Source organism: Actinokineospora xionganensis (assembly GCF_014323725.1).
Classification (GTDB): Bacteria; Actinomycetota; Actinomycetes; order Mycobacteriales; family Pseudonocardiaceae; genus Actinokineospora; species Actinokineospora xionganensis.
This window is the reverse complement of the sequence record NZ_JABVED010000003.1, coordinates 1-25,098: the sequence shown is the minus strand read 5'-3', so window position 1 is coordinate 25,098 and position 25,098 is coordinate 1. Positions and strand designations below refer to the sequence as shown.

Below are 25,098 nucleotides of genomic sequence, written 5' to 3'. Positions count from 1 at the left end.
CCGTGGCGAACCTGCGTGCCTGGCTGGCCCCGGAGCGACCGGGCGACGACCTGATCACCGACCAGCGCGAGCGGCGCATGGTGTGGACCGAGCTGGTCATCGTCTTCGCGGTGACCCTCGGACTCTCGGGCCTGAGCAGCCTGCTGTCCCTGATCGATGCGCTCTTGCAGCCGGTGGCGCTGAGCGACCAGACGGTGGCGATCAACGTCCCGCAGGCCGATCTCAGCCTCATCGACATGCTCAAGCAGTTGCTCGGCGCGGTCCGGCTGATCGCGTGGGGCGGCCTGGGCGCCTACCTGCTCTACCGTTCCGGGATGCGGCTCGCGGCCGTGGGACTCGACCGCACCCGACTGGGCGCCGACGCCGCCGCCGGGGTCGGCCTGGCCGCGCTGATCGGCGTGCCGGGCCTGGGCCTCTACCTGCTCGCCCACGCGCTGGGGCTGAACCTCGCGGTCGCGCCGTCCACCCTGGACGACACGTGGTGGCGGCCGATCGTGCTGACCATCCTCGCCGCGGGCAACGCATGGGCCGAGGAGATGCTGGTCGTCGGCTACCTGATCAGCAGACTGCGCCACCTCGGCTTCCGCGAGAACACCTCGCTGGTGACGGCAGCACTCGTTCGCGGGTCGTATCACCTGTATCAGGGATTCGGCGGGTTCATCGGCAACGTGATCATGGGCCTGGTGTTCGGCCGGATCTGGCAGCGCACCAACCGGCTGTGGCCGCTGGTCATCGCGCACACCCTGCTCGACTTCGTCGCCTTCGTCGGCTACTCGCTGCTGCGCGGCAAGGTGTCCTGGCTGCCCTAGGTGACGTTCGGACCGGTTGGCTCCGCGTCGGCGATCGCGACGCAGGCCGAGCACTTGGCGAAATCGCCTTGGGCCGCGAGGTCGGCCACCAGCAGCGCCCCGCAAATGGCGATGCCGACTCGGGTGTCGCTGGTGGTGAGGGTGCGCGGCACACCGTCGCGGGTCTGGCGGATGTGCCCGCGACGGGCGTCGAGGATCGAGCGTCCCCAGATCACGTGGTGCTCCTAAGCCAGTCGGTGCTGTCCATGCCAGGACAGTGCGGTGTCGACGGTGACGGCGAGCGCGGGACCGTCGGGACACAGCGGGCAGACGCACCACCACCGGCGCAACGTCAGTTCGGGGAACCGGACATCCTGGTGCTCGCGCCAGTCGTGGGCACCGTCATTGCAGCTCGCGCAAAGCATCGGATCTCCCGGTTCCTCGGGTGGCGCGGACGGTGTCGGCGGGGAAGGCACCGCCCGCGCCGCCAGTCGGGGCGGCTGTCGGGGGTCAGCCGCCTGGGGCGCGCACCGGGAGCAGTGAGTGGCTGATCTCGGTGCGGAGGCAACAGGTCTGGCCGCCGCACACCGTGCACCGGCCCGAGGTGTCGAGGGCGTGGTCGCGCAACGCTGCAAGAACGGCGCAGACGCGCCGATGCGTCTCCATCCGCGCCAATGAGAGAACCTGGCTGTCGCTGCCGCATTGGGTTCCCGTCAGCAGCATCGCCAAATGGGTGCGGACATTGTTGTCCAACACCAGTGCGGTTCGCGTATCGGCCACCATTTGACGCCCCCCGGATTCGGTGACATCAGCTTCACGGTTCGCGGCAATTCATTGCAACTGCACGAACGGGCGATCTTTCTTGGCGCACCGAACGTTCTCGGATAGCGTTTTGGTGTCACATTTTGCGCACATCGCAAGGGGGATTGGTGAATAGAATCAGGCTCGGCGTGAATTCCCGGGGTCTCGGCGCGGAACTGTGCCGCTACCGCAAGGACGCCGCGATGACGCTGGAGCATGTGGCGGAGCGGCTGGGCACGTCGGCGAGCACTATCTGCAGGTTGGAGACCGGGAAGCGGGAACCGACGCTGGAGGAAGTGTCGGCCATCCTGGCGATCGTCGGCGTGGTAGGGCCCGAACGAGATCGACTGCTGGGCCTCGCACTGGGGCGTTCGGGCGGTTCGGGAATGGTCGAGTACAGCAAGACGTCCGCCCAGAGCCGCTCGTATCTGTACTTCGAAAGCTACGCCACGGTGATCACGAACTTCCAGCTGATGCTGATTCCCGGTCTTGCGCAGACCGCTGATTACGCACACGCGGTGGTGTCAGCCATTCAGGTGGACGAAGAGGATGACGACATCGAGATGCGCATCGGCAAGCGGATGTCCCGCCAGAAGATCCTCACCCGCCGCACCCCGCCACGACTCGACCTGATCCTGAGCGAACACGCCCTGCGAGCCCCGATCGGCGGGCCGAAGGTGATGGGCCGACAGCTTCGACACCTGATCGACCTCGCTGACCGCGACAACGTCTCGCTTCGCGTGATCCCCCGGGAGGTCGCGGTTCACCCGGGTCTGATGGGGCAGTTCGTCATCCTCGACTTCGCCAAGGACCCGACGGTCGTGTTTGTGGAAGCCCGCACGACTGGTCTCTTTCGGGATGATCCAGACGAGGTCGCCCTCTATAGGCTGACCGTTGAGAGGCTGTTGGCGGTCGCGCTGGACGAGCCGAGCTCACTCGGGCTGCTGCGGTCCATCGCGGAGGACTTCGATGGAGGCTGAGTATGGAACTTCGCTGGCGCAAGAGCAGCTACAGCGGCAATGACGCCGACTGTGTCGAACTGGCCTTGGCTACCCCTCACGCCCTGGTCCGGGACTCCAAGAACCCAAACGCCGGGTTCCTGACACTCCCCACCTCAGCGTTCACCAACCTGATCCGAGTCGCCAAGACCCACTGAAACCCGGACGGCCCGTGCCACGTCAAAGTGGCACGGGCCGAACCATGTCGATTGCACAGTACGCAACGCAGCGGCTCCGCAGAGTGGGTAAACTCCCGACCCGGGAGCAGGCATGGGACGAGGGGGAACGATGCCTGAGGGCACAGAACCGGGGACAGTCGACCAACAACTCAACGCCGAGGTCGGCATGGGCCACGTGTACAACACCGTGGCCGAGACCATCGGCAAGCTGCCGTGGGTCAACACCCCGGCACACATCACCGCCGGCGGCGGCGGCGAAGGCGGCAAGTTCTACATCGCCAGCGTCGCCGAACTCGACTCACTCATCGCCCAGTGGACAGTCATCCGCGACAAGATCGACACCAGCGGCGAAAAGCTGCAGGATGCGGTGTTCCGGGTCGCTCCTCCTGCCGACGACGAGATGAGCCGCAAAGAGGCCATGGCCACAGAGGAAAGCCTCACCATGGCCATCGAGCACAACCGTGCGATGCGCGACTACGCCGAGGGCTACATCAACAAGCTCATTGATGCGCGACATAGGTACGAGAACACCGAAGGCCACAACACCTCAGCCGTGAAGCACTCGGACGGAGCCTGACAACGCGATGAACACTTCCACCCGATTCGCACTCGCGATCGCCGCGTTCGCTCTGGCCGGATGTACGACAGCACCGGGCACGCCGGTTCCGGCCAGCGAACCGTCGACGCCTACCTCCGCGAGCAAGCCGTCCAAGGACAAAGACAACGGTGCACCCGAGGTCGCAGACCCGATCGATGCGAAGAAGTTCATCGAAGCACCCTGCACCCTCCTGACTTCCGCGCAGACGACCAAGCTCGGGCTTGAGAGCAAGGGCAGCCAGGCCGGTGGAACGAGCGCTCCGTACTGCAGCTGGAATAACAACGCGGGTGAGAAATACGCCGTCGGCTTTCAACCGGACAACAAGGGTGGGCTTTCCGACAACTACCGAGCTGAGAAAGACGGCAAGTGGGAGTACTTCGAACCCACAACCGTGTCCGGCTACCCGGCAGCGTTCTTGGATGCCGTGGAGGGTCGGGATAGAGGATACTGCGGCCTCGTAGTGGGCGTTCGTGACGAGCTGACGTTCAATATCTCGTCTCGGGGCGGACCTGGGCGGCAGGCGTGCGACAAGATCAAGGAGATCGCCGGCGAAGTGATCGCGACCATGAAGGCGGGAGCGTGACATGAATGGCCAACAGATCTTTGAAAACTTCCACGCTGGTCGCGGGCCTGGGCAGCTCAACGAGGCTGCCGACATCATCCGACAGGTCGAGGCCGATTACGAGATGTGGGCCGCCGATGTTCGGGAGCTGACGGCCAAGATGGAGGCGGCTTGGTCGGGTGACGCGGGTGGGGCGGCGAGGCGGGGTGCCGGGCCGTTGGTGGTCGAGCATGAGTTGGCGCGCCCCGAGCTGACCACGGCGCAGGATCTCACCATCCGTCAGGTCGATTCCTATGACCAGGCCAAGAACTCCGTGCAGCCCATCCCGAACCAGCCGGAGAAGCCGGGCTTTTGGGACAACGTCACCTCCTTCGGTGGCGCGAGCGACGACTACGAGTCGCAGATGCGGAACTACAACGGCGCGAACGACCAGAACGTCCAGGTCATGCGCCAGTACGAGGACTCTTCGAACTACAACGCCTCGGGCATGCCCCAGTCGTACGGCAACCTGACCCCCGACCAGTCCGAGATCGTCATCGGCAGCGAGCCCAAGACCCCGCCGCCCGACGATGGCAAAACGCCTCGACAGTGGGAACCGCCGCGCGTCAACGGCACTGACACGGGCGGAACCAACAGCAACACACCTCCCGGGAGCTGGAACACCCAGCCGTCGCAGACGACCACCCCCAATGGGTGGACACCGCCGCCCTCGACGTTGCCGGGGCAGCCTCCCGTGGGAACGCCTCCGGTCAATACCCCGCCGAACGTCGGGCCGGGTTACCCGCCGCCCGGCGGTTGGCCGCCTGGGACTCTTCCGCCCGGTTCTCGGCCTCCTGGCAGCCAGCCGCCGGGTTCTCGCCCGCCGGGTGGCGGCGGGCCGCGCGTCGGTCCTGGATCTGGTGGGACCGGCGGACCTGGCTCCGGTCAAGGCATGCGCGGCGGCGGCGGCGGTGGCGGCTTCGGGCCCGGTGGATCCGGTTCCGGCGGCACCGGCGCGGGCGGTGGTCCCCGTTCGGGCGCCATGGGCGGATCCGGTGGCATGTTCGGTGGCGGCGACCACCACGCCAACCAGGGCCGAGGCGGCGCCGGGGCCGGTGGCCGTGGTGGCGGCGGCATGCCGATGGGCGGCGGTGGCGGCGCGGGCGGCCGGGGCGAGGACGACCTCGAGCACCAGTCTCCCTCGTACCTGGTCGAGAACGACCCGGACGCGATCTTCGGCACCGACGAGATCACCGCTCCCCCGGTCATCGGGGGTTAGCGGGTGCTCGACCGACCTGTCACCCTGCCGGTGTCGGCATTGGCCCGCACGATCCGCTCCAACAACCTCGGCGAACTCCACATCACGCTGGCGCCCACCGCCTCGTGGGCACCGCGCGAAGCTGAACAGGCCGCCGACGATCAGGCACGCGCCGAGATCGCCCGGCTCGGTCTGATCGACCGGCGTGGGCGGCTCGACGCCGATCTGGAAGCCAGCCTCACCCTGCTCTGCAAACCCCGCGCCGAGTTCTACGGGTGGATCAACGAGGGCGACAACACCATCGGCGTCCTGGCCGCGGCGACAGGCCGCGACGCCATCCTGGCCGCGCGCGACGGCGACACGGTCCACCTGGCCCAAGCCGAGCCGGAGCGACTCCCGGACTTGCTTGTCGCACAGACACCGCAGGTCGCGCCCGCGCGCGGGCAGGCGATCACCGTGGCACTGGCCGACCTGCGGCCCGCGTCGATCGGCCGGATGACGGTGGGCGTGGGCACCCGCCAGGGCTCGGCCGAGTCGCGGCTGGCCGAGCGGATCATGGAGACGCCGACGACCGGCGGCGGCCAGCTCTACACCGCTGTGCGGGACAGCATGGGGCGCAGGCTTTCCGTCGACCACCCACTGCGGTACGCCGACACGATCCACGGCCGCTGGCTCAACCTCACCGTCGCGGGATCCGAGCCGCGCGTGATCATCGCCCCGGCCGACCGCCGTGCCCTCGTCGGGCGGCTGCACGACCTGCACGTCGGACTCACCCGGCGCTGAGCCGCCGGCCGAGCACGCCATCGAGAGCCGGCGGGACGCCACCCGCGCCTGCAAGATCACGCCGTTATGTAACGTCGTTTCCATATGTTTGTGTGGCAGCGACGCCCGCACCCAGGTACCAATGACGGCATGGCAGGCCTCGGCGAATACCGCCGGAAGCGGGACGCCGGGCGGACGCCCGAGCCGATCCCGACCGACGACGCCCTGCCGACCGGGAACAACGACACCTTCGTCATCCAGGAGCACCACGCCAGCCGCCTGCACTGGGACGTCCGGCTCGAACGCGACGGCGTGCTCGTGTCCTGGGCGGTGCCCAAGGGACTGCCGACCGAGCAGGGCGACATCCGGCTCGCGGTCCACACCGAGGACCACCCGATGGAGTACGCGACCTTCGAGGGCGAGATCCCGAAGGGCGAGTACGGCGGCGGGAAGATGGTCATCTGGGACCGGGGGCGCTACGAGACGCTGAAGTGGAGCGACCGCGAGGTGGCGGTCATCTTCCACGGCGAGCGCGCCGAGGGTCGCTACACGTTCTTCCACGGCGGCAAGTCGGCCAAGGACTGGATGGTCCGCCGCTCCGAGCCCGCGCGGCGCACCGACGGGGAGCCGCTGCCCACGACGCTGCTGCCGATGCTCGCCACGGCCGGATCGCTGCCGCCGACCGACGACGACGAGCTGTGGGCGTACGAGTTCAAGTGGGACGGCGTGCGCGCGCTGGCGCGGGTCGAGGGCGGGCGGATCCGGCTGCTGTCCCGGGTCGGCAACGACGTCACGAACAGCTATCCCGAGTTGCGCGCGCTCGGCGAGGAGCTGGGCAGCACGCGGGTGTGGCTCGACGGTGAGATCGTCGCGTTCGTCGACGGGAAGCCGTCGTTCTCAGCGCTGCAGAAGCGGATGCACGTCTCCGATGAGCGGTTGGCCCGCAGGCTGGCGACCGATGTGCCGGTCACGTACATCGTGTTCGACGTGCTGCACCTCGACGAGCACCCGTGCGTCAACCTGCCCTACAGCGAGCGCCGGGAACTGGTGGAGCGGCTGGAGCTGCGCGGGCCGCACTGGAACATCTCGCCGAGCTTCCCCGGGCAGGGCGCGGCCGTGCTGGAGACCGCCCGCGAACAGTCCCTCGAAGGCATCGTCGCCAAGCGGATGAGCTCGCGGTACTACCCCGGCAAGCGCTCCGGGGAGTGGGTCAAGATCGCCGAGGTCCGGCCGCTCGAAGTGATCATCTGCGGCTGGCGGCCAGGCGAGGGGCGGCGCAGCGACGTGTTCGGCTCGCTGATGCTGGGGCTGCCGACACCCGATGGCCTGCAGTACATCGGGCAGGTCGGCACCGGGTTCACCGAGGAGATGCTGCGCTCGCTGACCGCCAAGCTGCACAAGCTCGAGCGCAAGAAGTCGCCGTACCACGGCGAGGTCCCGCGCGACCGGGCCAAGGGCGCGCACTGGGTGAAACCGGAGCTGGTCGGCGAAGTCGTGTTCCGCGACTGGACCAACGACGGCAGGCTCCGGGCGCCCGCCTGGCGCGGGCTGCGGCCGGACAAGCGGCCAGAGGACGTCGAAGGGCGGGATCCGGATGGCCGGTGACGTGCTGGTCCAGGTCGAGGGGCAGCGGCTTCGACTGTCCAATCTGGACAAGGTGCTCTACCCGGAGGACGGGTTCACCAAGGGCGAGGTGATCGACTACTACAGCCGGATCGCGCCGGTCATGCTGCCGCACCTGGCCGAGCGGCCGGTCACGTTCCGCCGTTTTCCCGATGGCGTGGGGAAAGCGGGATTCTTCGAGAAGAACGCCTCCCGGCACGCGCCGGAGTGGGTCCGCACGGTCACGATCGACACGCCGGGCAGCAGCACCGGGGCGGAGAGCCTCGATTTCGCGGTTCTCGGTGATCTCGCTTCGCTGGTGTGGGCGGCGAATCTCGCCGGGCTGGAACTGCATGTTCCACAGTGGACGGTCGGGGCGCGCGGCGCGGCCCGGCGGCCGGACCGGCTGGTGTTCGACCTCGACCCCGGCGCGCCCGCGACGATCGTGGAGTGCGCCGAGGTGGCGCTGCGGCTGCGTGAGTTGCTGGTGGAGGACGGGCTGGAGGTGGTCGCGAAAACAAGCGGGTCCAAGGGGATGCAGCTCTACGCCTCAGTCACCACGTCCTCGGCCGAGCGGACGTCCGACTACGCCAAGGGGCTCGCCGAGCGGCTCGAGGAGGAGCTGCCGAAGCTGGTGGTGTCCCGGATGGCGAAGGATCTGCGGCGACGCAAGGTGTTCATCGACTGGAGCCAGAACAACCCGAAGAAGACCACCGTGGCGCCCTACTCGCTGCGCGCCCGTCCCAAGCCCACCGTGTCGACCCCGGTGACCTGGGACGAGGTCGCCGCCTGCCGCAAGCCCGCGGACCTGTCGTTCAGCGCCGACGAGGTCCTCGACCGCGTCGACGACCACGGCGACCTCTTCGAACCCCTGCTAACCAAAGGCCCCAAACTCCCCTAACCCCCACTCGCGAGTCCGACATTGGGAACATCACGCCGCGGCGCGATCTCGCGAACGTTGGTCTCGATGTTCTGAATGTTGGACTCGTTGTCCTGAACGTTGGACTCGCGACGCTTGGGGCGGGTCAGAGGGGTAGGGGGGCGGCGCCGAAGGCGACGTTGAAGCGGTCGCACCAGATGACGACGCTGGACAGGCCTGCCAGGTCCGTGCCCGCCGGGATCTCGTAGTTCTGGTTGCCGTCGGTGGCCTTGAGCTCGCCGAGCTTGACGTAGCGGCCGTCGTCGAAGGCGCCCTCGGCGGCGCCCGCCTTGGCGTCGCTGAGCCAGACGTGCACGTCCGGGCCGTCGGAGGTCGAGAAGCCTTCGAGCCGGAGCAGGCGGGTGCCGTTCTGTTCGAGGACCCGCGCGGTGCCCGCGGTCGGGTGCTCGTGGCTGACGAACGCGCCCTCGGCCAGGACCTTCGGGCCTGCGGGAGGCGGCGTAGTGGTGGGCGCAGTCTGCTCGGTGCTTGCGGGGGCCCGCTGGGTGCTCGTCGCGGCGAAGCCCGCCGGGAGCGCTTCGTCGACGGTGCTGCGGGTGAAGATCTTCCAGGGCTGGAACGCCCACAATCCGCCAGTCAACAGCACCAGCGCGGCGACGAGCACCACCTTGGTCACCCTTCGACGCAACAAGTCGCGCATCAAACCGACCTTTCGCTTAACGTTTCGAGTACTCAAACCGCGATGCCTGGCGTTCTTCTCCATTCTGCCCGTTCACGGGCCGCATTTTCCTTACCGAGTGGTTACGCTTCGACTTGTGACAGGTCAGATTCCGGACGTCCCCGACGCCGAGCAGGTGGCCCCCGCGCCCCGCGTGGACAGCGAAGTCGGCCCACTGCGGGCCGTGCTGCTGCACCGGCCGGGCAACGAGCTCAAGCGGCTCACCCCGCGCAACAACGACCAGTTGCTGTTCGACAGCATCCCGTGGGTCGACCGCGCGCAGGACGAGCACGACGCGTTCGCCGACATCCTGGGCGGCCGCGGGGTCGAGGTGCTGCGGCTGTCCGACACCTTGGTCGAGGCCCTCACCGACGAGCGGGCGCACGCCGCCGCCGCCGCGACCGCCGTCGACCGCCGCAGGCTGGGCAACGAACTCGCCGAGTCGCTCGCCGGATATCTGTCCACAGTGGACGCCAAGGGCCTGGCCGACGTGCTCACCGCGGGCATGACCTTCGAGGAACTCCCCGCCGCCGAGGGCGCGTCCCTCGTGCGCAAGATGCATCACCCACACGACTTCGTCGTAGATCCGCTGCCCAACCTGCTGTTCACCCGCGACTCGTCGGTGTGGATCGGCAACCGGGTGGCCATCGCGTCGCTATCGATGCCCGCCCGGATGCGGGAGACCGCGCTGCTGGACCTCATCTACGCCTACCACCCGCGCTTCCGGGCCGCGGGCCGCGCCTACGGCGCCCACTCGGCCCCGGTCGAGGGCGGCGACGTGCTGCTGCTCGCGCCCGGTGTGCTCGCCATCGGCGTGGGCGAGCGGACCACCCCGGCGGGCGCGGAATCCCTTGCCCGGTCGGTGTTCCACGACGGGCTGGCGCACACGGTGCTGGCGGTGCCGATCGCCCAGGACCGCGCCACGATGCACCTGGACACCGTCTGCACGATGGTCGACCGCGACGCGGTGGTCATGTACCCCGCCGTCCGCGACACCCTGGTCGCCTACTCGATGCGACCCGACGAGTCGGGCGGCGTCCACGTCGAGGGCCCCACCCCGTTCCTGGAGGCGGCGGCCGCCGCGATGGGCATCGATCGTCTCCGGGTGATCGACACCGGCCTCGACCCGGTCACCGCCGAACGCGAACAGTGGGACGACGGCAACAACACGCTGGCGGTCGCACCGGGTGTGGTGGTCGCCTACGAGCGCAACGTGGAGACGAACTCAAGGCTGGAGGACGCGGGTATCGAGGTCCTGCGCATCAGCGGCTCGGAACTCGGCACCGGCCGCGGCGGCCCACGGTGCATGTCCTGCCCGGTGTCCCGCGACGCGATCTAGACCGGTGAAACGCAGCGCGACACCACGGTGACCTTCTGGAGTTGAAGGGTTGTCGTGGCGCGCGCACCGGCTACGGGGTGATCAACCCAACAGTGCGCGAATCACCAGGAATGTCACCACGCCGAACACCGCGAGCAGCGCCAGCACCGCCCCGGTTTGTGCGGTACGCATCATGAGCGCCAGTCCGTCACCATGGGAAACCTCCGTTGTCCGGCCGATCGTGGCACTCGGTGGGAGCCCGCGCCGGACGGAACGGTTCCCACGATTCGGTGAATCCGGTGAACGCGGTGGGTGAGCGCCGGGCGTATCGTCTTGTCATGACTTCCCAGTTCCACAAGCTGCTGCAGGCACAGATCCGCAACGAGTTCACCGCGTCCCAGCAGTATGTCGCCCTCGCGGTGTGGTTCGACAGCCAGGACCTGCCGCAATTGGCGAAGCACTTCTATCGCCAGTCGCTTGAGGAGCGCAACCACGCGATGATGATCGTCCAGTACCTGCTGGACAACGACATCCCCATCACCATCCCCGGCGTCGACGATGTGCGTAACGAGTTCGAGGAAGCCGCCGAACTGATCGCCCTCGCCCTGGAACAGGAACGCGGCGTCACTGATGACGTCATCGCCTTGGCAAAGGTCGCCAGGGACGAGGACGACTACAAGGGCGAACAGTTCATGCAGTGGTTCTTGAAGGAACAGGTCGAGGAAGTCTCGTCCATGTCCACCCTGCTCAATGTCGTCCGACGAGCAAACGGCAATCTGTTCGACGTCGAGAACTACCTGGCCCGCGAATCGGTCGGTCCCCAGGCGCCGGACCCGTTGGCCCCTCGCGCGGCAGGTGGAACAGTCGCCTGACGATCAGAACCAGATCCACCCGGATCAAGGACAAACCCACCGCGCGGCCGCCCACCCCGGACGAGCGAGCCCTCGGGAATGCCCTTTCCCAGCACCCCCGGACAAGCGAACCTTCTGGAACAGGCCGTTGCCCTTGAGCTCCGGACGGGGTCACTTGCAGCGACGGCTCTTCGCTCCTGCACTTCCCGTTGCCCCTCGTCCTGGCCGCTTCAATTCTCGATCATCGCTGAGTCAAACGATCGAGTCAGACGGGCTCACCCCGACATGGCCCCGAGTTCTTGTCGGCACCAAAGGGAAGCCTCAGGGGACAGAGCAGGGATCAAAGCCAAAGCCAAAGGCCGCCAACGCAACTCCTTTCGGTGGTCGGGCGGGGCGGCTTGGCAGGTGCTGGGTGTGGGCGAGTGTGCGAGGTTTTGTTCCCCGCAAAGCAAAAGCGCCGCCACCCGAGGGTCGGGGTGGCGGCGCTCTTGCTTGTCGCTAGAGGTTCAGCGACCAGTTGTTGATGCGACCGGTGTCGTTGGTCGCGATGTCCTGCACCCGCAGCTTCCAGGTGCCGTTGGCGGTTTCGCCGGACAGGTTGACGGTGAAGGTCTGCTTCACATCATCCGCACTGTCGTTCGAGCTGGAGTTCTTCAGCCTGAACGTGGTGCCGTCCGGTGCGACCAGGTCGATGACCAGGTCACCGCGCCAGGTGTGGGTGATGTCGACCGGGATGGTGGCCGTTGCCGACGGGGTCGACGAGCAGCCGGAGATCACGATCGAGCTTTCCACCGTGGTGTTGTCCGCGATGGTTACCGGCGTGGTGTTGCTTGCGGTGCAGCCCGGGGGCGGCGGGGTGGTGGTGCCGCTGACGGCCTGCTTCCACAGGGTGTACGCGATACCGTCAGCCGCACGGTTGAGGTGCGTGGCGCTGACATTGCTCGTGGTGTCGCATGACTGGTGGTAGCAAGCGTCGTATGCGGCGCCGGAGGTGCCGCCCCACTTGGTGGCCTGCGCCGAGGTCTTGCGGGCGCTGGCACCCATGGCGTAGCCCGATGTCGGGATTCCGCCCTGCTGGAACGAGTAGTCGTCCGAGCGGCCCTGGCCTTCGGTGTTCTCCTCAGGCTGCAGGTTGAGCGAGTCGTAGTACGCCTTCATCGGGGCGGAGGCGGTGGAGTTCAGGTTGTTGATGAAGTACCCACCGTTCTTCGACCCGATCATGTCGAAGTTGTAGTAGGCCTTGATCTTCGCCTTCTCCGTCGACGACAGGTTGTTGACGTAGAACTCCGAACCGTTGAGGCCCTGCTCTTCGTCGGTCCACCAACCGAAGCGGACCCGGTTGGTCATGGTCGGGTTCTTCTCCGCCAACACGAGAGCGGTCTCCAGCAGAGCCGCCGAGCCCGAGCCGTTGTCGTTGATGCCCGCACCAGCCGAGACGCTGTCGAGGTGCGCGCCGAACATGTAGACGGTGTTCGCGTCACCGTTCGGCCATTCGGCGATCAGGTTGTTGCCCGAGCCGCTGGTGCAGCCCGAGGTGCAGGTCTGCTCGGTGACCGTGTAGCCGGCCGCCTGCAGCTTGCCCTTCACGTACGCCACCGACGCGCGGTAGCCCGCACTGGTCGAGCGGCGGTTGCCGCCGTTGTTGGTGGCGATGGTGTTGAACTCGGTCAGGTGCGCCTGCACCTTGGCGATGTCGATGTCGGGGATGCCCGGCGTCGGCGTGGTGCCGGTGACCGTCAGCGAGTAAGACGCGGTCTTGGTGACCGAGCCGGTGCCGGTGATGGTGATCGGGTAGGTGCCCGCCGCCGCGGCGGCCGTGGTGGCCAGCGTGAGGGTGGACGAGTTGCCCGAGGTGACCGTCTGCGGGCTGAAGCTCGCGGTCACACCCGTGGGCAGGCCGGACGCGACGAGCGAGACGTCCTGCGCGCTGCCGCTGGTGGTGGTCGTGGAGACCGTGGTGGTCGCCGAAGCGCCCGCCGCCACGCTGCCCGAGGTGGGCGAGACGGCCATGGAGAACTCGTTGGCGGGCGTGCCGGTGCCCAGCGTCAGCGACCACGTGTTGATGCGGCCGACGTCCTGCGTCGCGATGTCCTGCGCCCGCAGCTTCCAGGTGCCGTTCGCCGTCTCGCTCGACAGGTTGACGGTGAAGGTCTGCTTCACGTCGTCCGCGCTGTCGTTCGAGCTGGAGTTCTTCAGCCGGTAGGCCGTGCCGTCCGGGGCGACCAGGTCGAGGACCAGGTCACCGCGCCACGTGTGCGTGATGTCCACGGGGACCGTGCTCGACGCCGAGGCGGCGCCCGAGCAACCGGAGATGGTGATGGAGCTTTCCACCGTGGTGTTGTCCGGGATGTTGACGTCGGTGTCGTTCGTGCCCGAGCAGGTGCCGCCCGGGTCGCCCGAACCGATGGTCAGCGCGAACGTCGCCGTCCGGCTGACCGCGCCCGCGCCGGTGATGGTCACGTTGTACGTGCCCGCCGCGGCCGCCGAGGTCGACGTCAGCGTCAGCGTCGACGAGGAGCCCGAGGTGACCGACGTCGGGCTGAAGCTCGCGGTCACACCGGACGGCAGGCCGGAGGCGGAGAAGTTGACCGTCTGCGCGGTGCCCGAGGTGGTGGCGGTGCCGATCGTGCTGGTCACCGAGCCGCCGCCGGCCGGGATGGTGCCCGAGGTGGGCGACGCGCTGATCGAGAAGTCGTTGCTCGGGGTGCCCGTGCAAGTCGGCTCACCGGTCTGCGCCGGAACCGAGACCGCCAACCACGCGTCCTTGGTCCGGTTGAAGTTGGTGCAGTCGTTCGGCCACAGGTTCTTCGCGGCGTTCAGCGTGGCGACGCGCGCCTTGGCGTGGGTCCACGACGAGGTCTTCGCGAGCAGACCGTTGTAGAAGATCTTGCCCGCGTTCTGGATGCCGATGCCGGTGACCGAGGCCGGCCCACCGGAGCAGATCGGGCTGGCGGGCTTGCCCGCTGGGGCGGAACCCTCGGCCAGCAGGTAGAACCAGTGGTTCTGCGGACCGGCCGCCGCGTGCACCGCGGTGTTCGGGATGGACGACGAGTAGCAGTTCGGGTGGTTCTTCTGCGACGGGTCGTACATGTTGCGGATCGGGCCGTTGCCGCTGACGTTGACCATCTCGCCGACGAGGTAGTCCGGCGCGTCGTTCGGGTGGTTGACGTACTGCTCCAGCATGGCGCCGAAGATGTCGCCGGTGGACTCGTTGAGGCCACCCATCTCGTTGCCCGAACCGGATCCACCCGGGGTGGTCTGGAAGATGCCGTGGCCGTACTCGTGGCCGACGACGTCCATGACGGTCAGCTGCTTGGTGTTCGCGCTGTTGTTGCCGAACTGGGTGCCGCTGCCGGTCCAGTAGGCGTTGACCGCGCCCAGCTTGACCTCGGCCTGGAAGCCGCGGCCCGAGCCGTCGATGCCGTTGCGGCCCAGCCACTCCGACAGCATTCCCCACTGCTTCTGCACGCCGTAGAGGACGTCGACGCAGGCGGTTTCGCCGTCGCCGGCGCTTCCGTTGCCCCAGCTGTTGTCGGTGCCGGTGTACGTGGAGCCCTGGTACGGCTTACAGGTGATACCCGGGCGGTTTGGGTCGGTCATCGAGTACGACGTGCCGGAGCCCGAGGTGTCGATGGTGACGTTGCCGTAGTGGTTGCCGTTGCCGTCGCCAGCCTTGACCTCGTCGTACTCGTCGATGACGTAGCCGGTGAGGGCGTCGACGAACACGTGCAGCACGCTCGGGTCGGTGGCGGTGCTGCCTGCGAGCACGATCTCCCAGGCCAGCTTCGGCGTGCCCCAGGCCAGCACGACCAGGCGCGCGTCCCGCTCGCTCTCGACCCGCGGCAGGTGCCGCTTGGCGGTCGCGCGCGCGGCGTCCACGGTGATCCGCGGAGCGACTGCGACGTTGAGCGGACGGTCCTGCGCGACGCTGGAGCTGACGACGTTCGCGCCCGCGTTGGTGACGACGACGAAGTCGCCGCCGACGACCGGCAGGCCGCGGTGCTTGCGCTCGTAGGCGATGTAGTTGAGGCCGTTCTGGGCGCTCGTGACACCGGTCTGGAGGATCTCGTCGTCGTTGGTGGCGTGGTACCGCGCGCGGTTCGCCGCGATATGCGCGTCAGCCGCCGACGCGGCGGCGGCTTGCGCCTGCTGTGCCTGGCTCTGCGGCGGCGGCGCGGCCCCAGCGGGCAGGGATACGACGAGCGCCCCGGCGGCCACCACGGCCGCCAGGAGTGCTGTCGACATGCTTCGTCTCACGACTTACTCCTTTCACCCGGTGTGCCGGGTGATCAGGTGTGCAGGGTCGGCGGGCCGGTCTCGTGTTTCCCTCGCGTGACCGAACCCACCGTGAGCGAAGCTATTGACAGCCATCGGGACAGGGATGCCGGGGAAACCCTTGGCCAATTCCCATTTGATGTTCAGTGAACGTGGATATGCCGTATCAGCTGAGCCCTGGACCGAATTCCCAGTTTCCGGTAGATGCGCGTGAGTGTCGCTTCCACAGTTTTACGACTTAGAAAGAGCTGGTCGGCGATCTCCTGGTTTGTCGCGCCCTCACCCGCCATCGCCGCGATCCGGGCCTCGGACGCGGTGAGCGCGCCGCCCGTGTCGCCGACCTCGGCGAGCCGGACGAGCAGGGCGTTCGACTGCTCGATCCACGGTTTCGCGCCAGCCGCGGTGAACAGCTCCTGCGCGGCCTCGGCGGCGACGCGCGCCGCCGTGTAGTGCCTGCGTCTGCGCTCGATCTTGGCCTCCACGAGCAGGCAGTGCCCTTGCTCGATCGGCTGCCGCAGCACGGCGAACGTCGTTTTCGCGCTGGTCAGCAGTTGCGTCGCGGCCGGGTAGTGGCCCTTGGCCGCGGACACCGCCGCCTCCGCCCGGTCGAGGGACGCCGCCACGCCCGGGCCGTGCGGACGGGCGGCGATCGCCTGGCGCACCGACGAGATCAGCTCATCGGCTTCCTCGGGCTCGCCCAGGGCGATCAGCCCGGCGACCAGATCGCCGTGCCCGCGCAGCGTCGCCGGGTCCTCCCAGCCGTGCGCGCGTTCGAATTCCTGGATACGCCGGAGAGCGTCCACTCCGCCCGCGGTTTCGCCACACCGCAATTTGACCTGGGCCAAAAGGTGTAAAAGTCTGCGCTCATAGAGCACATCGGCTTCCTGCCGGGACGCGACGATTCCGCGTTCGGCGTAGGACCGCGCACGAATGAGACTTCCGCCCGCCAGTTCGGCTATCGCGCCCGCGCACCAGGCGGGGCCCGGGCTCAGCCCCGCCTCACCACTGAGGTGGATCGCACGATTCGCGAAGTCGAGGGATTCCCGACAGCGGCCGAGTTTGGCGGCGACCTCGGCGAGCCCGCACAGCACCGCGACGAGTTCCTCGGCGGCACCCGACTCCGCCAGCGCCAACATCCCCAAGAGGTCTTCGCGGGCCTCGTCGAGCCGGTCTTCGAAGGTGGCGAACCGGGCCGCGGCGCACCGCGGCCCCAAGTGCCGATAGCCCTCGACGGAGAGCGCGGCAAGCCTCAGGCCGCAGTCGAGAAACGTCCGGTAATCCCCGTGTCCCAACAGGTTCCGTGCCTGGGCACGCACCGCGTAGGCCATCGCCTCCGTGCCCGCCTCGCCCGCGGCCCGCGCGTGTTCGACGGCGAGGGCGGCGTCATCGTCGGCCGCGCGTGGCGCGCCGCCGATCACCGAAGCCCACGACCGCCAGAGGTGGATCAGGGCGGTGGCCGCCGGGTCGCCCTCGGCGTCGGCGAGCGCGGCGGCGACGGTCTCCTCCAGCAGCCCCACCCCCTGCCCGGCCACCGACATCAGCGCGAGCCGCGTGCGAAACCGCTGCGCGGGCCCGGCGCCCGCGCCGAGCACGGCGCGGGCGGCGTGGCGCACGATCTCCGGCACGCCCGCCGAAGCCCCGACCTCGGCCGCGGCGACCAGCCAGTCGGTCCGCAGGTTCGCCAGGTCCGGCGGGGTGCGGTCGGCGGCGAGAAGGTAGAGCTCGGCGGCCAGGCCGCGAGCGCCGCCTCGCAGGGCCACCACGGCCGCGGCGACCAGCGACCGAGCCACGGTCTCGTCCGGGTCGGCGCAGGCGAGCGCGCGGTGCCGCTCGGCCTCGGCGCCGGAGATGGCCACCTCGGCGAGGTGGAGGTGAAGCCGGGAGCGGTGTGCGGCCGGGGCGCCGCGCGCCACCACGGTCGCCGCGTCGGGCGGGGTGAAGCGGATGTCCACACCGTCGGACACCACCAGTCCGGCTTCGGCCGCGGCGGCGATGTCGGCTTCGGCTTCCGCACGGCCCGCGCGCAACAGCAGCCGCATCGACGGGCGCGCGGCCAACGCGCAGACCAGCAGCGTCGCGCGGACCTGGTCGGACACCCCGCGCAGTTGGTCCTGGATCAAGGCCGACAGCCGCGGGGAAGCCAGTGCGGCCGGACGGCCGTCCGCGGCCAACGCGAGCGCGAGAGCGGGATTGCCCGCGGAATCCGCGTGGATCTTCATGGCGGCGCGGGCGGACAGGCCGTGCGGGTCGAGCAGTTCGGCGAGGTCGTCGGCGTTCAGCGGCGGCACCGTCGCCTCGGTGACCGGCGGCGGGACGAGCGCGTGCGGCCGGTGGCCCGCCTCCGACCCGCGGCCCGCGAGGACGATCCGCACCGGGAGCCCTTCAAGCCTGCGGGCCGCGTAGGCGAACACGTCGGCGGTGGCCGCGTCGAGCCAGTGCGCGTCGTCGATCAGCAGGAGCACCGGGGTCCGCGCGGCGCTCTGGGTGAGCAGCGTTTGCCAGGCAAGCCGCCGGACCACCCGGGCGCGGCCGTCGCCGCCGGACCGCTTCCCGCGCCGCACCGCCCGCAGCGCGAGCCGGTGTTGGCTGTTCAGCGCACTGAAGTGCTCCTCGGGCACTTGGCCGAGCAGGTCGGCCAAGCCCTGGTAGACCATCCACCGCTCCGACTCCGCGCCCGACGCGCGCAGCACCAGCTCGCCACGGGCGCGGGCCGCGGCGCCGATCGCGTCGAGCACGGCGGACTTGCCGATGCCGTGCGGCCCGTCGAGCAGCAGGCTGTCACCGGCGGCGAGGCATGCTTCGAGGAGCACCAGCAGCTCGTCCCGGCCGACCAGCGGTCGGCCGGGCGGTCTCGCGGATCGAAGCGTTGGCGTCACAGGGTCGACGGTCCGTCTCACTCTTCGCTGGGCGGAAGCGTCGACACAGTACAGATGTGCGCATATGTGCATCAAGGGATGTGAGTACTGCTCACAATCAGACGTAGCAGTCCTGAACCGCGAGTTCCAGGCGCATCGCCGAGACCTTGCCGTCGCGCACGAGGAACCAGTACCGCTTGTCCTCGTGCCCGGGGACCTGCGTGACCCATTCGCCGACCGCCCCATGGCTGCCCGCCGACGTGGGATACGCCTTCTTCATGTCGCTCTCGGACGACCCCAGAATGAGCGACTCGGCGGTCAGCGGTCGCGCGGGCCCGTTGGCGAGGCGGACCAGGCCGTACTTGGGCGAGATGACGACGGCGTAGCGGGCCGCCTCCTTGGGCGCGCCCTTGTAGTCGTACCCCTTGCAGCCCTTCGACGAGATCGGCTGCACGTTGGGCGTGATCAGCCCGGTGGCCTCGGCCTGCTCGGCGGTCATGCCCAGACGCAGCGCGAGATACCCGTCGGGGCCGAACGGCATGGTTCCATCGAAGCCGTTTTCCGGCTGCGAGCCCGCGGGCGTGGAGGTCGTCGGCTTCCCGGTGACCGAACCGACGCGCGTGCCGCTGATGCCCGGCGCCTGCACGGAGGTGGGCGCGGGCTCGTCGCTTCGCTCGGTGGCCGTGACCTCGGCGGTCGCGCTGACGCTCGCGCCGGGCACCGACTGCGTGGGCCCGGGCTTGACCAGCATGATCGCCGTGCCCGCCAGCAGGCTCAGCGCGGCCGCGCCGCAAACCGCGCCCGTGGCGATCCGGCGCCTGCGGACCCGGCGCGCGCCTGCCACGACAGCCTCCGTGGCGCCAGGGCGAAGGGGGACGTCGAGGCGCTCGTCAGCGAACAACCGCTGGAGTTCGTCATCGAGGTTCACGACCGGTTACCTGCCTTCGACTGTCGCGGCGAGTTTCGTGCGCAGCGTGGCCATCGCCTTGCTGGCCTGACTCTTCACCGTGCCCTGGCTGACGCCGAGGGTCTGGGCGATCTCGATCTCGGACAGTCCTTCGTAATACCGCAGCACGACCACAGCGCGCTGCCGCGGCGGAAGGTCACGCAACGCGTGCCAAAGCGGCTCATCCTCGAACGCATAACGCTCACGGGTTGCCGCCGTGTCAGGGATATCGGAGACCAGGCTCTCGCGCCTCGACCGCCGCCAGCGGCTGACGTGCGCGTTCGCCATCGCCCGCCGCGTGTAGGCCAGCGGGTCACCCGTCTTGCGCACCACCAAGCTCCACCGCGACCCGATCTTCTCCAGGACTCCCTGGACAAGATCCGCCGCGTCGTGCGGATTGCCGGTCAGCGCGTGCCCATACCGAAGCAGTCCGGGCATGGCCGCGCCGACGAAATCGGCGAAGTCGTCCACCGTCGCCGTACCTTTCCCCCAGTCGACGCCACTGAACCACGTGGCGCCCCCAATCAACTCGGGGGAAATCGTAGCCATCGGTGGGCCTCCTCCCCTCGGTGTGTGCTCGCAAAGTCCACGCCCGGAGGAGGCGGCCGGTTGCCTCCCCCAGGGAGTGATCTGGGTCACTCAGCCGAAGCGGTCCTGGTCCTGGACCACCAGCGACATCGAACTGACGACACCCGTGGCCGCGTTGTCGACCTGGAAGAGGTACTGGGTGTTCGCGCCACCGGGCGCGGCCACGATGTACGCGTTCGGGTTCTTGACCAGGGCGCGATAGGCCTGCTTGACCTTGTCGATCGAGTCGCCCTCGGCGATGCCCTCCGGGTGCGGACGCCCGCGGGCGCGAAGACCGTCACGAGGCCCGGCTTCGGCGAGACGTAGACGCCGCTCTCCGGGTAGCCGACCATGTCGTGCACGCCGCACGAGGTGCCTGCGGGAGTGCTCGACTTGGCATCGATCTGGCCGGTGGCGACCGCGTCGGCGAGCTTCATCCCGATCTTGAGCTTGCCGAACCCTCGTGATCCAAGCGAGATCTAGCGTTTGGCGAGCGACTCCGGAAGCTCGAAGTTCCCGGTCGGCCCCGGCACGAAGTCATGCACCGCGACCACGGCCTCCGCCGGAATCGGGCCGTAGACATGCGGGAACCACGGCCCGTTCTCGATCGCGGGCACACCGGGCTCCCACCGCACCGGAACACCGAGCAGAGCCGGGTCGATCTCCAGGAGCACCAGGTCGGTCCGACCGGCGAAGATCCGGTTCGCGGGCAGGTGCACCGTGCCGGGGTCGGAGCAGTGCATGAACCCCTCGGACTCCAGGCTCGCCGCCGTGATCTCGGCGGCGGGCCAGGAGTCGCGAGGGAGGATGTGCAGGATCAACGGATGGTGATCTGCCTGCCGAGCAGACCGTCGCGGGAGCGGCGCTCCGCGACGGTCAGGGGCTCGGCATCGAGGGAGGCGAGGGCGGTGTCGAGACGCTTGCCCAGGTCCTCGGCGCCCGCGACCCACTCGCGGGCGTGCAGCTCGCGGTCGAGGTCCCAGACCGGGACGAGCAGGCCGTGCGCGCGGAACGACCCGGCGTAGCGCGAACCCTCGCCGAGGGTGAGTTCCCCGCGCGCGGCAAGGCGGGCCATGGCGGCGAGCAGCTGCTCCTCCGGCTCCGGCCGGACCCAGCGCAGGTGCGCCTTCTCTCCCGCGTCCACCCAGTAGGCCGACGGGCCGATGCGCTCGGTCGGCAGGATCGCGCTGTTGGCGCGCTCGAGCGACAGCGCCACCTCGCTGGTGGGCTCGGTGCCCTCCGGCATCCACCAGGTGAAGTCGGCGTGCACCTCCGGCTCGAACGCGGCGTCCGGGTCGATCAGGTCCTGCAGGCGCTCACGGTCCTCGACGGCCTCGGTCTCGGGGCCGACAACCGGCAGCACGTCGCCGGGTTTGGCGTCGAGCACCCAGCGCAGGGCGCGGGCCAGGTCGCGGCTGATGTCGTTGGACCGGGTCTGCACCTGCAGCCCGATGAACGCCACGTCGTCGGCGCGGACCAGCGCGGCGGCGGCCATCGGCAGCACGGTCGCCAGGATGACCTCCCGGCCACCGTCCTTGAGCGTGAGCTTCGCCGTGCCGGACGGGACGAACTCGCGCAGCGCGATCAGCTCCGTCTCGCCCGCGAGTCCCTCGAACGGCCGGGCGACCGGGACGTCGACGACGCCGCCCGCCAGACCGTGACAGGCCTTGTAGCGCTTGCCCGAACCGCAGGGGCAGGGTTGGCGCGGGTTGATGCCCGATGAGTCCTCTGCCTTGACCTTGCGGGTGTTCTTCACCGCGGTACGCCTGGACATCGTCGAACTCCTTGCCGGCCGGTCAATTGATGCGCTGGACGCTACCCAACCGTCCGCACACCGATCAGGCCAGGGCGGTGCGGGCGGCGGCGGGGTCGTTGGTGGCCAGCCACCGCACACCGATGTCACGGCAGAAGCGGATGTCCTCGGGGTCGTCCACGGTCCAGACGTAGGTGCCATGACCGGCGGCGGCGGCGCGGGCGACGTAGCCGGGGTCCGAGCGGACCAGGGACAGACCGGGGCCGGTGTAGTCGGCGAACGCGGGCTGGGCGCCCGCCCGCAGCCACGGCCACATGCGGTCGATCAGCAGGACGGTGGGCACGCTCGGCGCGAGTGTCCGCATCCGCCGGACGGCCCGGGTGGAGAACGACATCATCACCACGGGCGAGTCGTCCTTCGCCTGCTGGTCGGTGAGCCCATGCTCTTCGAGCAGGGCGACGAGCTTCGTCTCGACCTGGCCGGCGAACCGCACGGGGTGCTTGGTCTCGATGAACAGGCCCGCCTTGTGGTCGAGGGCCAACTCGACGAGCGTGCGCAGGGTGACGACACCACGCTCGCCACCGAAGTCGAGCTCGGACAGCTGCGCGAGGGTGAGTTCGGAGACGACGCCCGTGCTGCCGGTGGTGCGGTTGACGGTTCGGTCGTGCACGCAGACCAGGTGGCCGTCGCTGGTGAGCCGGACATCGCACTCCAGCGCGTCCGCCCCCTGTTCCAGGGCGAGTTCGAACGCGGCGAGGGTGTGTTCGGGCCGGAGGGCCGACGCGCCCCGGTGAGCGACTAGCTGCACGCGAGGGATCATGCCACCGTGGCGGCATGACGTTCGACCCGAGCGACCCCGCCTTCGTCGCCGACCCCTACCCGGCGTTCGCCGAACTGCGCGCCCGAGGGCAGGTGCACTGGCACGACGGCCTCGGCATGGCGGTCGCGGTGTCGCACGCGGCGTGCTCGACCGTCCTGCGCGAACGCGCCCTCGGTCGGCTGTGGACGGACGCGGCACCGGCGGAGGCCTTCACGGCGTTCAACCTGGTGCACCGAAACTCGTTGCTGGAGAACGAACCCCCGACCCACACCCGGCTGCGCAGGCTCATCTCGACGGCGTTCGCCCGCGGACACACCGAGCGCCTGCGACCGTGGGTCGAAGACCTCGCCGACCGCATGGTCGCCGACCTGGCGGCGCACATCGACGCCGACGGGCACGCCGACCTGCTCGCGCACGTGGCGGCCCCGCTGCCGATCGAGGTCATCGGCGAACTGCTCGGCGTGCCCACGGCCGACCGCGGGCTGCTGGGCCCGTGGTCGAACGCGATCGTGAAGATGTACGAGTACGGGCTCACCGACGAGCAGACCCGCGCGGCGGAGGCAGCGGCCCAGGAATTCGTCGACTACCTGCGCTCGCTGGCCGACGAACGCGCCCGACACCCGGGCGACGACCTGGTCAGCGACCTTGTGTCGGTCCGCGACGGGAGCGACCGGCTCAGCCAGGACGAACTGGTGGCGACCGCCATCCTGCTGCTGATGGCGGGGCACGAGGCGACGGTCAACGTGATCGGCAACGGGGTGTACGCGCTGCTGACTTCCCGGGACCAGTGGGAGCGGGTGGTCGCGGATCCTGGCCTGGTGCCCACGGCGGTCGACGAGATGATCCGGTTCGACGCGCCTTTGCAGCTCTTCGAGCGGACCGCTACGGAGAGGGTTTCCGTCGCCGGGTACGTGGTTGAGCCCGGGCAGAAGATCGCCGCGCTGTTGGGGGCCGCTGCGCGCGATCCTGGGGTGTTTGATTCGCCGGATCGGTTTGAGGTGGGGCGTTCGCCTAACCCGCACTTGGGGTTTGGGGCGGGGATTCACTACTGCGTGGGGGCGCCGCTGGCGAAGGTGGAGATCGCCGCGGCTTTGGGGGCGTTGCGGCGGCGGCTTCCGGGGCTACAGGTTGCTGGGGAAGTGGTTCGGCGGCCTGAGTTCGTGATTCGGGGGCTGCGGTCGTTGCCGGTCTCGGTTTGAGAGTGGTGCGGCGAGAGTGGCGCCGCTGACGCCGATATGTTCTTTCTAGCGCGTCGAGCCCGGCTGTCGTGATGTTCGCAGTGGCGGGGCGGGGGCTCCCTCGACCCGGACCACTCGCATCAACCGTGCCGATGCGGTGTCGACCGGGGCGAGCAGCGCCGACAGCCTGGCCACCAGCGCCACCGTCATCCCGGCGAACACCGCCGCCGCCACGTCCGTCGCCGCCGTCAGCAGCACTCCGTCCGCCAACGCCTGGACGCCATCGCGTAGTCGCCACAGCAGGGTTGCGACGAACAGGGCTCCGCTGACACAGAGAGTGGCCCACCACCAGCGGACCAGTGCGCTCGGTGCCGGCCGTTCGTCCGCGGGCCGTCGCAGGGCGGCGTGTTCGAGTTCGGCCGCGGCGGCGCCGGGGACGAGGAGGTTCAGGCCCGGTGTCAGCAGGGCGAGGGCCACGTGGGTGGCGGGACGGGCGGACTCGTAGCCGGAGGCTTCCGCGGCCGCCTGCCTTGCGGGTACCAACCACCACAGGGTGGCCGCTATCGCCGCGGCGCCGAGGAACAGGGTCAGGTAGGCGCCGGTGATCACCAGGCTGTCGGAGACGTCCACTGTCCCGCTGCGCAAGGCGCTGGTTCTGGCCTCGACCAGCAGGACGTAGCGCCAGATCTCGGCGGCGGCGGTGAGCACGGCGAAGACCGACAACATCGTCAGCGTCACCACCGCGAGCCTGGCCCGGACGCGCAGGCGTTCGGCGACCGGGGCCGCTTCGGTTCCGGTGGGCACCGTTGTCGGCCAGCGCCAGGCGAGGGCCGGGAAACCCCAGCGTGGCGGGGTTCGGTACGACGGCGGGCCGGTGTACCGGGTGAACCGGCGCGGCGGTGCGGGCAGCGGCGGGCCCGGTGGCGGGGTGGCCACCCAGTCCATCGGCATCCGTCGCGGCGGTGGGTACTGCACTTAGAGGACCTCGGGCTCCTGGTCGGACGCGCACTCCATCGGCCTGCTGCTGTGCGCCCACGCCTGCATTCCGCCCGCGACGTTGGTCGCGTCCCAGCCGTTGGCGTTGAGGTACTGGGTGACCCTCGCCGACCGGCCGCCGGAGCGGCAGATCACGTAGACGGCGTTGTCCGCGGGCAGCTCGTCGAGCCTTCCGGCCAGCTCGCCCATCGGGATGTGCAGGGCGTCGGGCGCGTGGCCCGCCTCCCATTCGTCCTGTTCGCGGACGTCGAGGAGCGTCACCTCTTCGGGCAGCTCGACGGGCATGTCCGGGACGTCCACGCTCGGCACGTTGTTAGGCATCACAGCGACGATGCTGCCACGCCCACCCGTAGGACGGCGTGAAGGCTCACGGACTAGTTGTACTGACCCGTGAGGTTGGGGACGCGGCTGGCG

The 25,098-nt window shown here is 69.2% G+C and carries 26 protein-coding genes; 12 read left to right on the top strand and 14 right to left on the bottom strand.

Going from position 1 to position 25,098, the window contains the following annotated elements; all coding sequences use genetic code 11:
* Nucleotides 1-2 precede the first annotated feature (2 nt).
* The gene (locus tag GPZ80_RS06345) at nt 3-809 is read left to right on the top strand and encodes a CPBP family intramembrane glutamic endopeptidase (RefSeq protein WP_312880156.1); all 807 of its coding nucleotides are present in this window, start codon (nt 3-5) and stop codon (nt 807-809) included.
* Here the strand turns inward: GPZ80_RS06345 and GPZ80_RS06340 are convergent.
* The 3 genes from GPZ80_RS06340 to GPZ80_RS06335 all read right to left on the bottom strand — a co-directional run bounded on the left by GPZ80_RS06340 (nt 806) and on the right by GPZ80_RS06335 (nt 1,571).
* A complete protein-coding gene (locus GPZ80_RS06340; protein ID WP_187219074.1) occupies nt 806-1,024 on the bottom strand; it encodes a hypothetical protein in 219 nt (72 codons plus the stop codon). The genes GPZ80_RS06345 and GPZ80_RS06340 overlap by 4 nt on opposite strands.
* Nucleotides 1,025-1,033: 9 nt before the next feature.
* The gene (locus GPZ80_RS32015; protein WP_222718970.1) at nt 1,034-1,213 is read right to left on the bottom strand and encodes a hypothetical protein; all 180 of its coding nucleotides are present in this window, start codon (nt 1,211-1,213) and stop codon (nt 1,034-1,036) included.
* An 85-nt stretch (nt 1,214-1,298) separates the two neighbouring features.
* Nucleotides 1,299-1,571, bottom strand: coding sequence for a hypothetical protein (locus tag GPZ80_RS06335; protein ID WP_187219072.1), 273 nt, complete (start codon nt 1,569-1,571; stop codon nt 1,299-1,301).
* A gap of 146 nt (nt 1,572-1,717) precedes the next feature.
* On the opposite strand from GPZ80_RS06335, the gene GPZ80_RS06330 reads away from it, so the two are divergent.
* From GPZ80_RS06330 to ligD (GPZ80_RS06295), 8 genes are all read left to right on the top strand, one after another.
* Complete coding sequence (locus GPZ80_RS06330) at nt 1,718-2,569, top strand: helix-turn-helix domain-containing protein (RefSeq protein WP_187219071.1); 852 nt, start codon at nt 1,718-1,720, stop codon at nt 2,567-2,569.
* 2 nt (nt 2,570-2,571) lie between these two features.
* The gene (locus tag GPZ80_RS06325) at nt 2,572-2,745 is read left to right on the top strand and encodes a DUF397 domain-containing protein (RefSeq protein ID WP_187219069.1); all 174 of its coding nucleotides are present in this window, start codon (nt 2,572-2,574) and stop codon (nt 2,743-2,745) included.
* A gap of 130 nt (nt 2,746-2,875) precedes the next feature.
* A complete protein-coding gene (locus GPZ80_RS06320) occupies nt 2,876-3,343 on the top strand; it encodes a hypothetical protein (protein ID WP_187219067.1) in 468 nt (155 codons plus the stop codon).
* A 7-nt stretch (nt 3,344-3,350) separates the two neighbouring features.
* Nucleotides 3,351-3,947, top strand: a complete 597-nt coding sequence (locus GPZ80_RS06315; protein ID WP_187219065.1) for a DUF3558 domain-containing protein — start codon at nt 3,351-3,353, stop codon at nt 3,945-3,947.
* Between the two features lies 1 nt (nt 3,948).
* Nucleotides 3,949-5,184: a hypothetical protein gene (locus GPZ80_RS06310; RefSeq protein WP_187219063.1), complete on the top strand. Its 1,236-nt coding sequence runs from the start codon at nt 3,949-3,951 to the stop codon at nt 5,182-5,184.
* 3 nt (nt 5,185-5,187) lie between these two features.
* Nucleotides 5,188-5,946, top strand: a complete 759-nt coding sequence (locus GPZ80_RS06305) for an ESX secretion-associated protein EspG (RefSeq protein ID WP_187219061.1) — start codon at nt 5,188-5,190, stop codon at nt 5,944-5,946.
* 129 nt (nt 5,947-6,075) lie between these two features.
* Nucleotides 6,076-7,530: a non-homologous end-joining DNA ligase gene (ligD, locus tag GPZ80_RS06300; protein WP_187219060.1), complete on the top strand. Its 1,455-nt coding sequence runs from the start codon at nt 6,076-6,078 to the stop codon at nt 7,528-7,530.
* Nucleotides 7,520-8,428 carry a non-homologous end-joining DNA ligase gene (gene ligD / locus GPZ80_RS06295; RefSeq protein WP_187219058.1) on the top strand — a complete coding sequence of 303 codons (909 nt, stop codon included), beginning with the start codon at nt 7,520-7,522 and terminating at the stop codon, nt 8,426-8,428. Before ligD (GPZ80_RS06300) ends, ligD (GPZ80_RS06295) begins: the two co-directional genes overlap by 11 nt.
* Nucleotides 8,429-8,552: 124 nt before the next feature.
* Here the strand turns inward: ligD (GPZ80_RS06295) and GPZ80_RS06290 are convergent, their stop codons facing one another.
* Complete coding sequence (locus GPZ80_RS06290; RefSeq protein ID WP_312880155.1) at nt 8,553-9,083, bottom strand: DM13 domain-containing protein; 531 nt, start codon at nt 9,081-9,083, stop codon at nt 8,553-8,555.
* Nucleotides 9,084-9,279: 196 nt separating this feature from the next.
* Between GPZ80_RS06290 and GPZ80_RS06285 the strand changes: the two genes are divergently transcribed.
* Nucleotides 9,280-10,464, top strand: a complete 1,185-nt coding sequence (locus GPZ80_RS06285) for an arginine deiminase (RefSeq protein ID WP_187219746.1) — start codon at nt 9,280-9,282, stop codon at nt 10,462-10,464.
* 317 nt (nt 10,465-10,781) lie between these two features.
* On the top strand, nt 10,782-11,315 hold the full coding sequence (locus tag GPZ80_RS06280; protein WP_187219745.1) for a ferritin: 534 nt from the start codon (nt 10,782-10,784) through the stop codon (nt 11,313-11,315).
* A gap of 477 nt (nt 11,316-11,792) precedes the next feature.
* Here the strand turns inward: GPZ80_RS06280 and GPZ80_RS32475 are convergent, their stop codons facing one another.
* The 8 genes from GPZ80_RS32475 to GPZ80_RS06235 form a co-directional block, all read right to left on the bottom strand.
* Nucleotides 11,793-15,551 (bottom strand): M28 family peptidase, encoded by a 3,759-nt coding sequence (locus tag GPZ80_RS32475; RefSeq protein WP_312880154.1) that lies wholly within the window; start codon nt 15,549-15,551, stop codon nt 11,793-11,795.
* 161 nt (nt 15,552-15,712) lie between these two features.
* On the bottom strand, nt 15,713-18,445 hold the full coding sequence (locus tag GPZ80_RS06265; RefSeq protein ID WP_187219054.1) for an AAA family ATPase: 2,733 nt from the start codon (nt 18,443-18,445) through the stop codon (nt 15,713-15,715).
* Between the two features lie 97 nt (nt 18,446-18,542).
* Complete coding sequence (locus tag GPZ80_RS06260; RefSeq protein ID WP_187219052.1) at nt 18,543-19,352, bottom strand: hypothetical protein; 810 nt, start codon at nt 19,350-19,352, stop codon at nt 18,543-18,545.
* A 6-nt stretch (nt 19,353-19,358) separates the two neighbouring features.
* Nucleotides 19,359-19,808, bottom strand: a complete 450-nt coding sequence (locus GPZ80_RS06255) for a SigE family RNA polymerase sigma factor (RefSeq protein ID WP_246476861.1) — start codon at nt 19,806-19,808, stop codon at nt 19,359-19,361.
* Nucleotides 19,809-20,009: 201 nt separating this feature from the next.
* Nucleotides 20,010-20,306, bottom strand: coding sequence for a hypothetical protein (locus GPZ80_RS06250; RefSeq protein ID WP_187219048.1), 297 nt, complete (start codon nt 20,304-20,306; stop codon nt 20,010-20,012).
* 110 nt (nt 20,307-20,416) lie between these two features.
* Nucleotides 20,417-20,758: a DUF952 domain-containing protein gene (locus GPZ80_RS06245; protein WP_187219046.1), complete on the bottom strand. Its 342-nt coding sequence runs from the start codon at nt 20,756-20,758 to the stop codon at nt 20,417-20,419.
* On the bottom strand, nt 20,755-21,711 hold the full coding sequence (locus GPZ80_RS06240; RefSeq protein ID WP_187219044.1) for a DUF5926 family protein: 957 nt from the start codon (nt 21,709-21,711) through the stop codon (nt 20,755-20,757). The genes GPZ80_RS06245 and GPZ80_RS06240 overlap by 4 nt, the downstream gene beginning before the upstream one ends.
* Before the next feature lie 64 nt (nt 21,712-21,775).
* Nucleotides 21,776-22,498: a glycerophosphodiester phosphodiesterase gene (locus GPZ80_RS06235; protein ID WP_312880153.1), complete on the bottom strand. Its 723-nt coding sequence runs from the start codon at nt 22,496-22,498 to the stop codon at nt 21,776-21,778.
* Nucleotides 22,499-22,524: 26 nt separating this feature from the next.
* Here GPZ80_RS06235 and GPZ80_RS06230 point away from each other — a divergent pair, with 26 nt between their 5' ends.
* On the top strand, nt 22,525-23,709 hold the full coding sequence (locus GPZ80_RS06230; RefSeq protein ID WP_187219040.1) for a cytochrome P450: 1,185 nt from the start codon (nt 22,525-22,527) through the stop codon (nt 23,707-23,709).
* 45 nt (nt 23,710-23,754) lie between these two features.
* Here GPZ80_RS06230 and GPZ80_RS06225 read toward each other — a convergent pair whose 3' ends face one another.
* Together GPZ80_RS06225 and GPZ80_RS06220 are read right to left on the bottom strand one after the other, a co-directional pair.
* The gene (locus GPZ80_RS06225; RefSeq protein WP_312880152.1) at nt 23,755-24,663 is read right to left on the bottom strand and encodes a DUF4328 domain-containing protein; all 909 of its coding nucleotides are present in this window, start codon (nt 24,661-24,663) and stop codon (nt 23,755-23,757) included.
* Entirely contained in the window at nt 24,664-25,005 is a 342-nt protein-coding gene (locus GPZ80_RS06220) for a rhodanese-like domain-containing protein (protein WP_187219038.1), read from the bottom strand. It lies immediately after the preceding gene.
* Nucleotides 25,006-25,098: the final 93 nt, after the last annotated feature.

Excerpts from the sequence above, each read along its gene's own strand:
- GPZ80_RS32015 (WP_222718970.1), bottom strand. The coding sequence starts at position 1,213 with ATGCTTTGCGCGAGCTGCAATGACGGTGCCCACGACTGGCGCGAGCAC.
- GPZ80_RS06335 (WP_187219072.1), bottom strand. The coding sequence starts at position 1,571 with ATGGTGGCCGATACGCGAACCGCACTGGTGTTGGACAACAATGTCCGC.
- GPZ80_RS06325 (WP_187219069.1), top strand. The coding sequence starts at position 2,572 with ATGGAACTTCGCTGGCGCAAGAGCAGCTACAGCGGCAATGACGCCGAC.
- GPZ80_RS06320 (WP_187219067.1), top strand. The coding sequence starts at position 2,876 with ATGCCTGAGGGCACAGAACCGGGGACAGTCGACCAACAACTCAACGCC.
- GPZ80_RS06315 (WP_187219065.1), top strand. The coding sequence starts at position 3,351 with ATGAACACTTCCACCCGATTCGCACTCGCGATCGCCGCGTTCGCTCTG.
- GPZ80_RS06310 (WP_187219063.1), top strand. The coding sequence starts at position 3,949 with ATGAATGGCCAACAGATCTTTGAAAACTTCCACGCTGGTCGCGGGCCT.
- ligD (WP_187219060.1), top strand. The coding sequence starts at position 6,076 with ATGGCAGGCCTCGGCGAATACCGCCGGAAGCGGGACGCCGGGCGGACG.
- ligD (WP_187219058.1), top strand. The coding sequence starts at position 7,520 with ATGGCCGGTGACGTGCTGGTCCAGGTCGAGGGGCAGCGGCTTCGACTG.
- GPZ80_RS06280 (WP_187219745.1), top strand. The coding sequence starts at position 10,782 with ATGACTTCCCAGTTCCACAAGCTGCTGCAGGCACAGATCCGCAACGAG.
- GPZ80_RS06255 (WP_246476861.1), bottom strand. The coding sequence starts at position 19,808 with ATGCCCGGACTGCTTCGGTATGGGCACGCGCTGACCGGCAATCCGCAC.
- GPZ80_RS06240 (WP_187219044.1), bottom strand. The coding sequence starts at position 21,711 with ATGTCCAGGCGTACCGCGGTGAAGAACACCCGCAAGGTCAAGGCAGAG.
- GPZ80_RS06230 (WP_187219040.1), top strand. The coding sequence starts at position 22,525 with ATGACGTTCGACCCGAGCGACCCCGCCTTCGTCGCCGACCCCTACCCG.
- GPZ80_RS06220 (WP_187219038.1), bottom strand. The coding sequence starts at position 25,005 with ATGCCTAACAACGTGCCGAGCGTGGACGTCCCGGACATGCCCGTCGAG.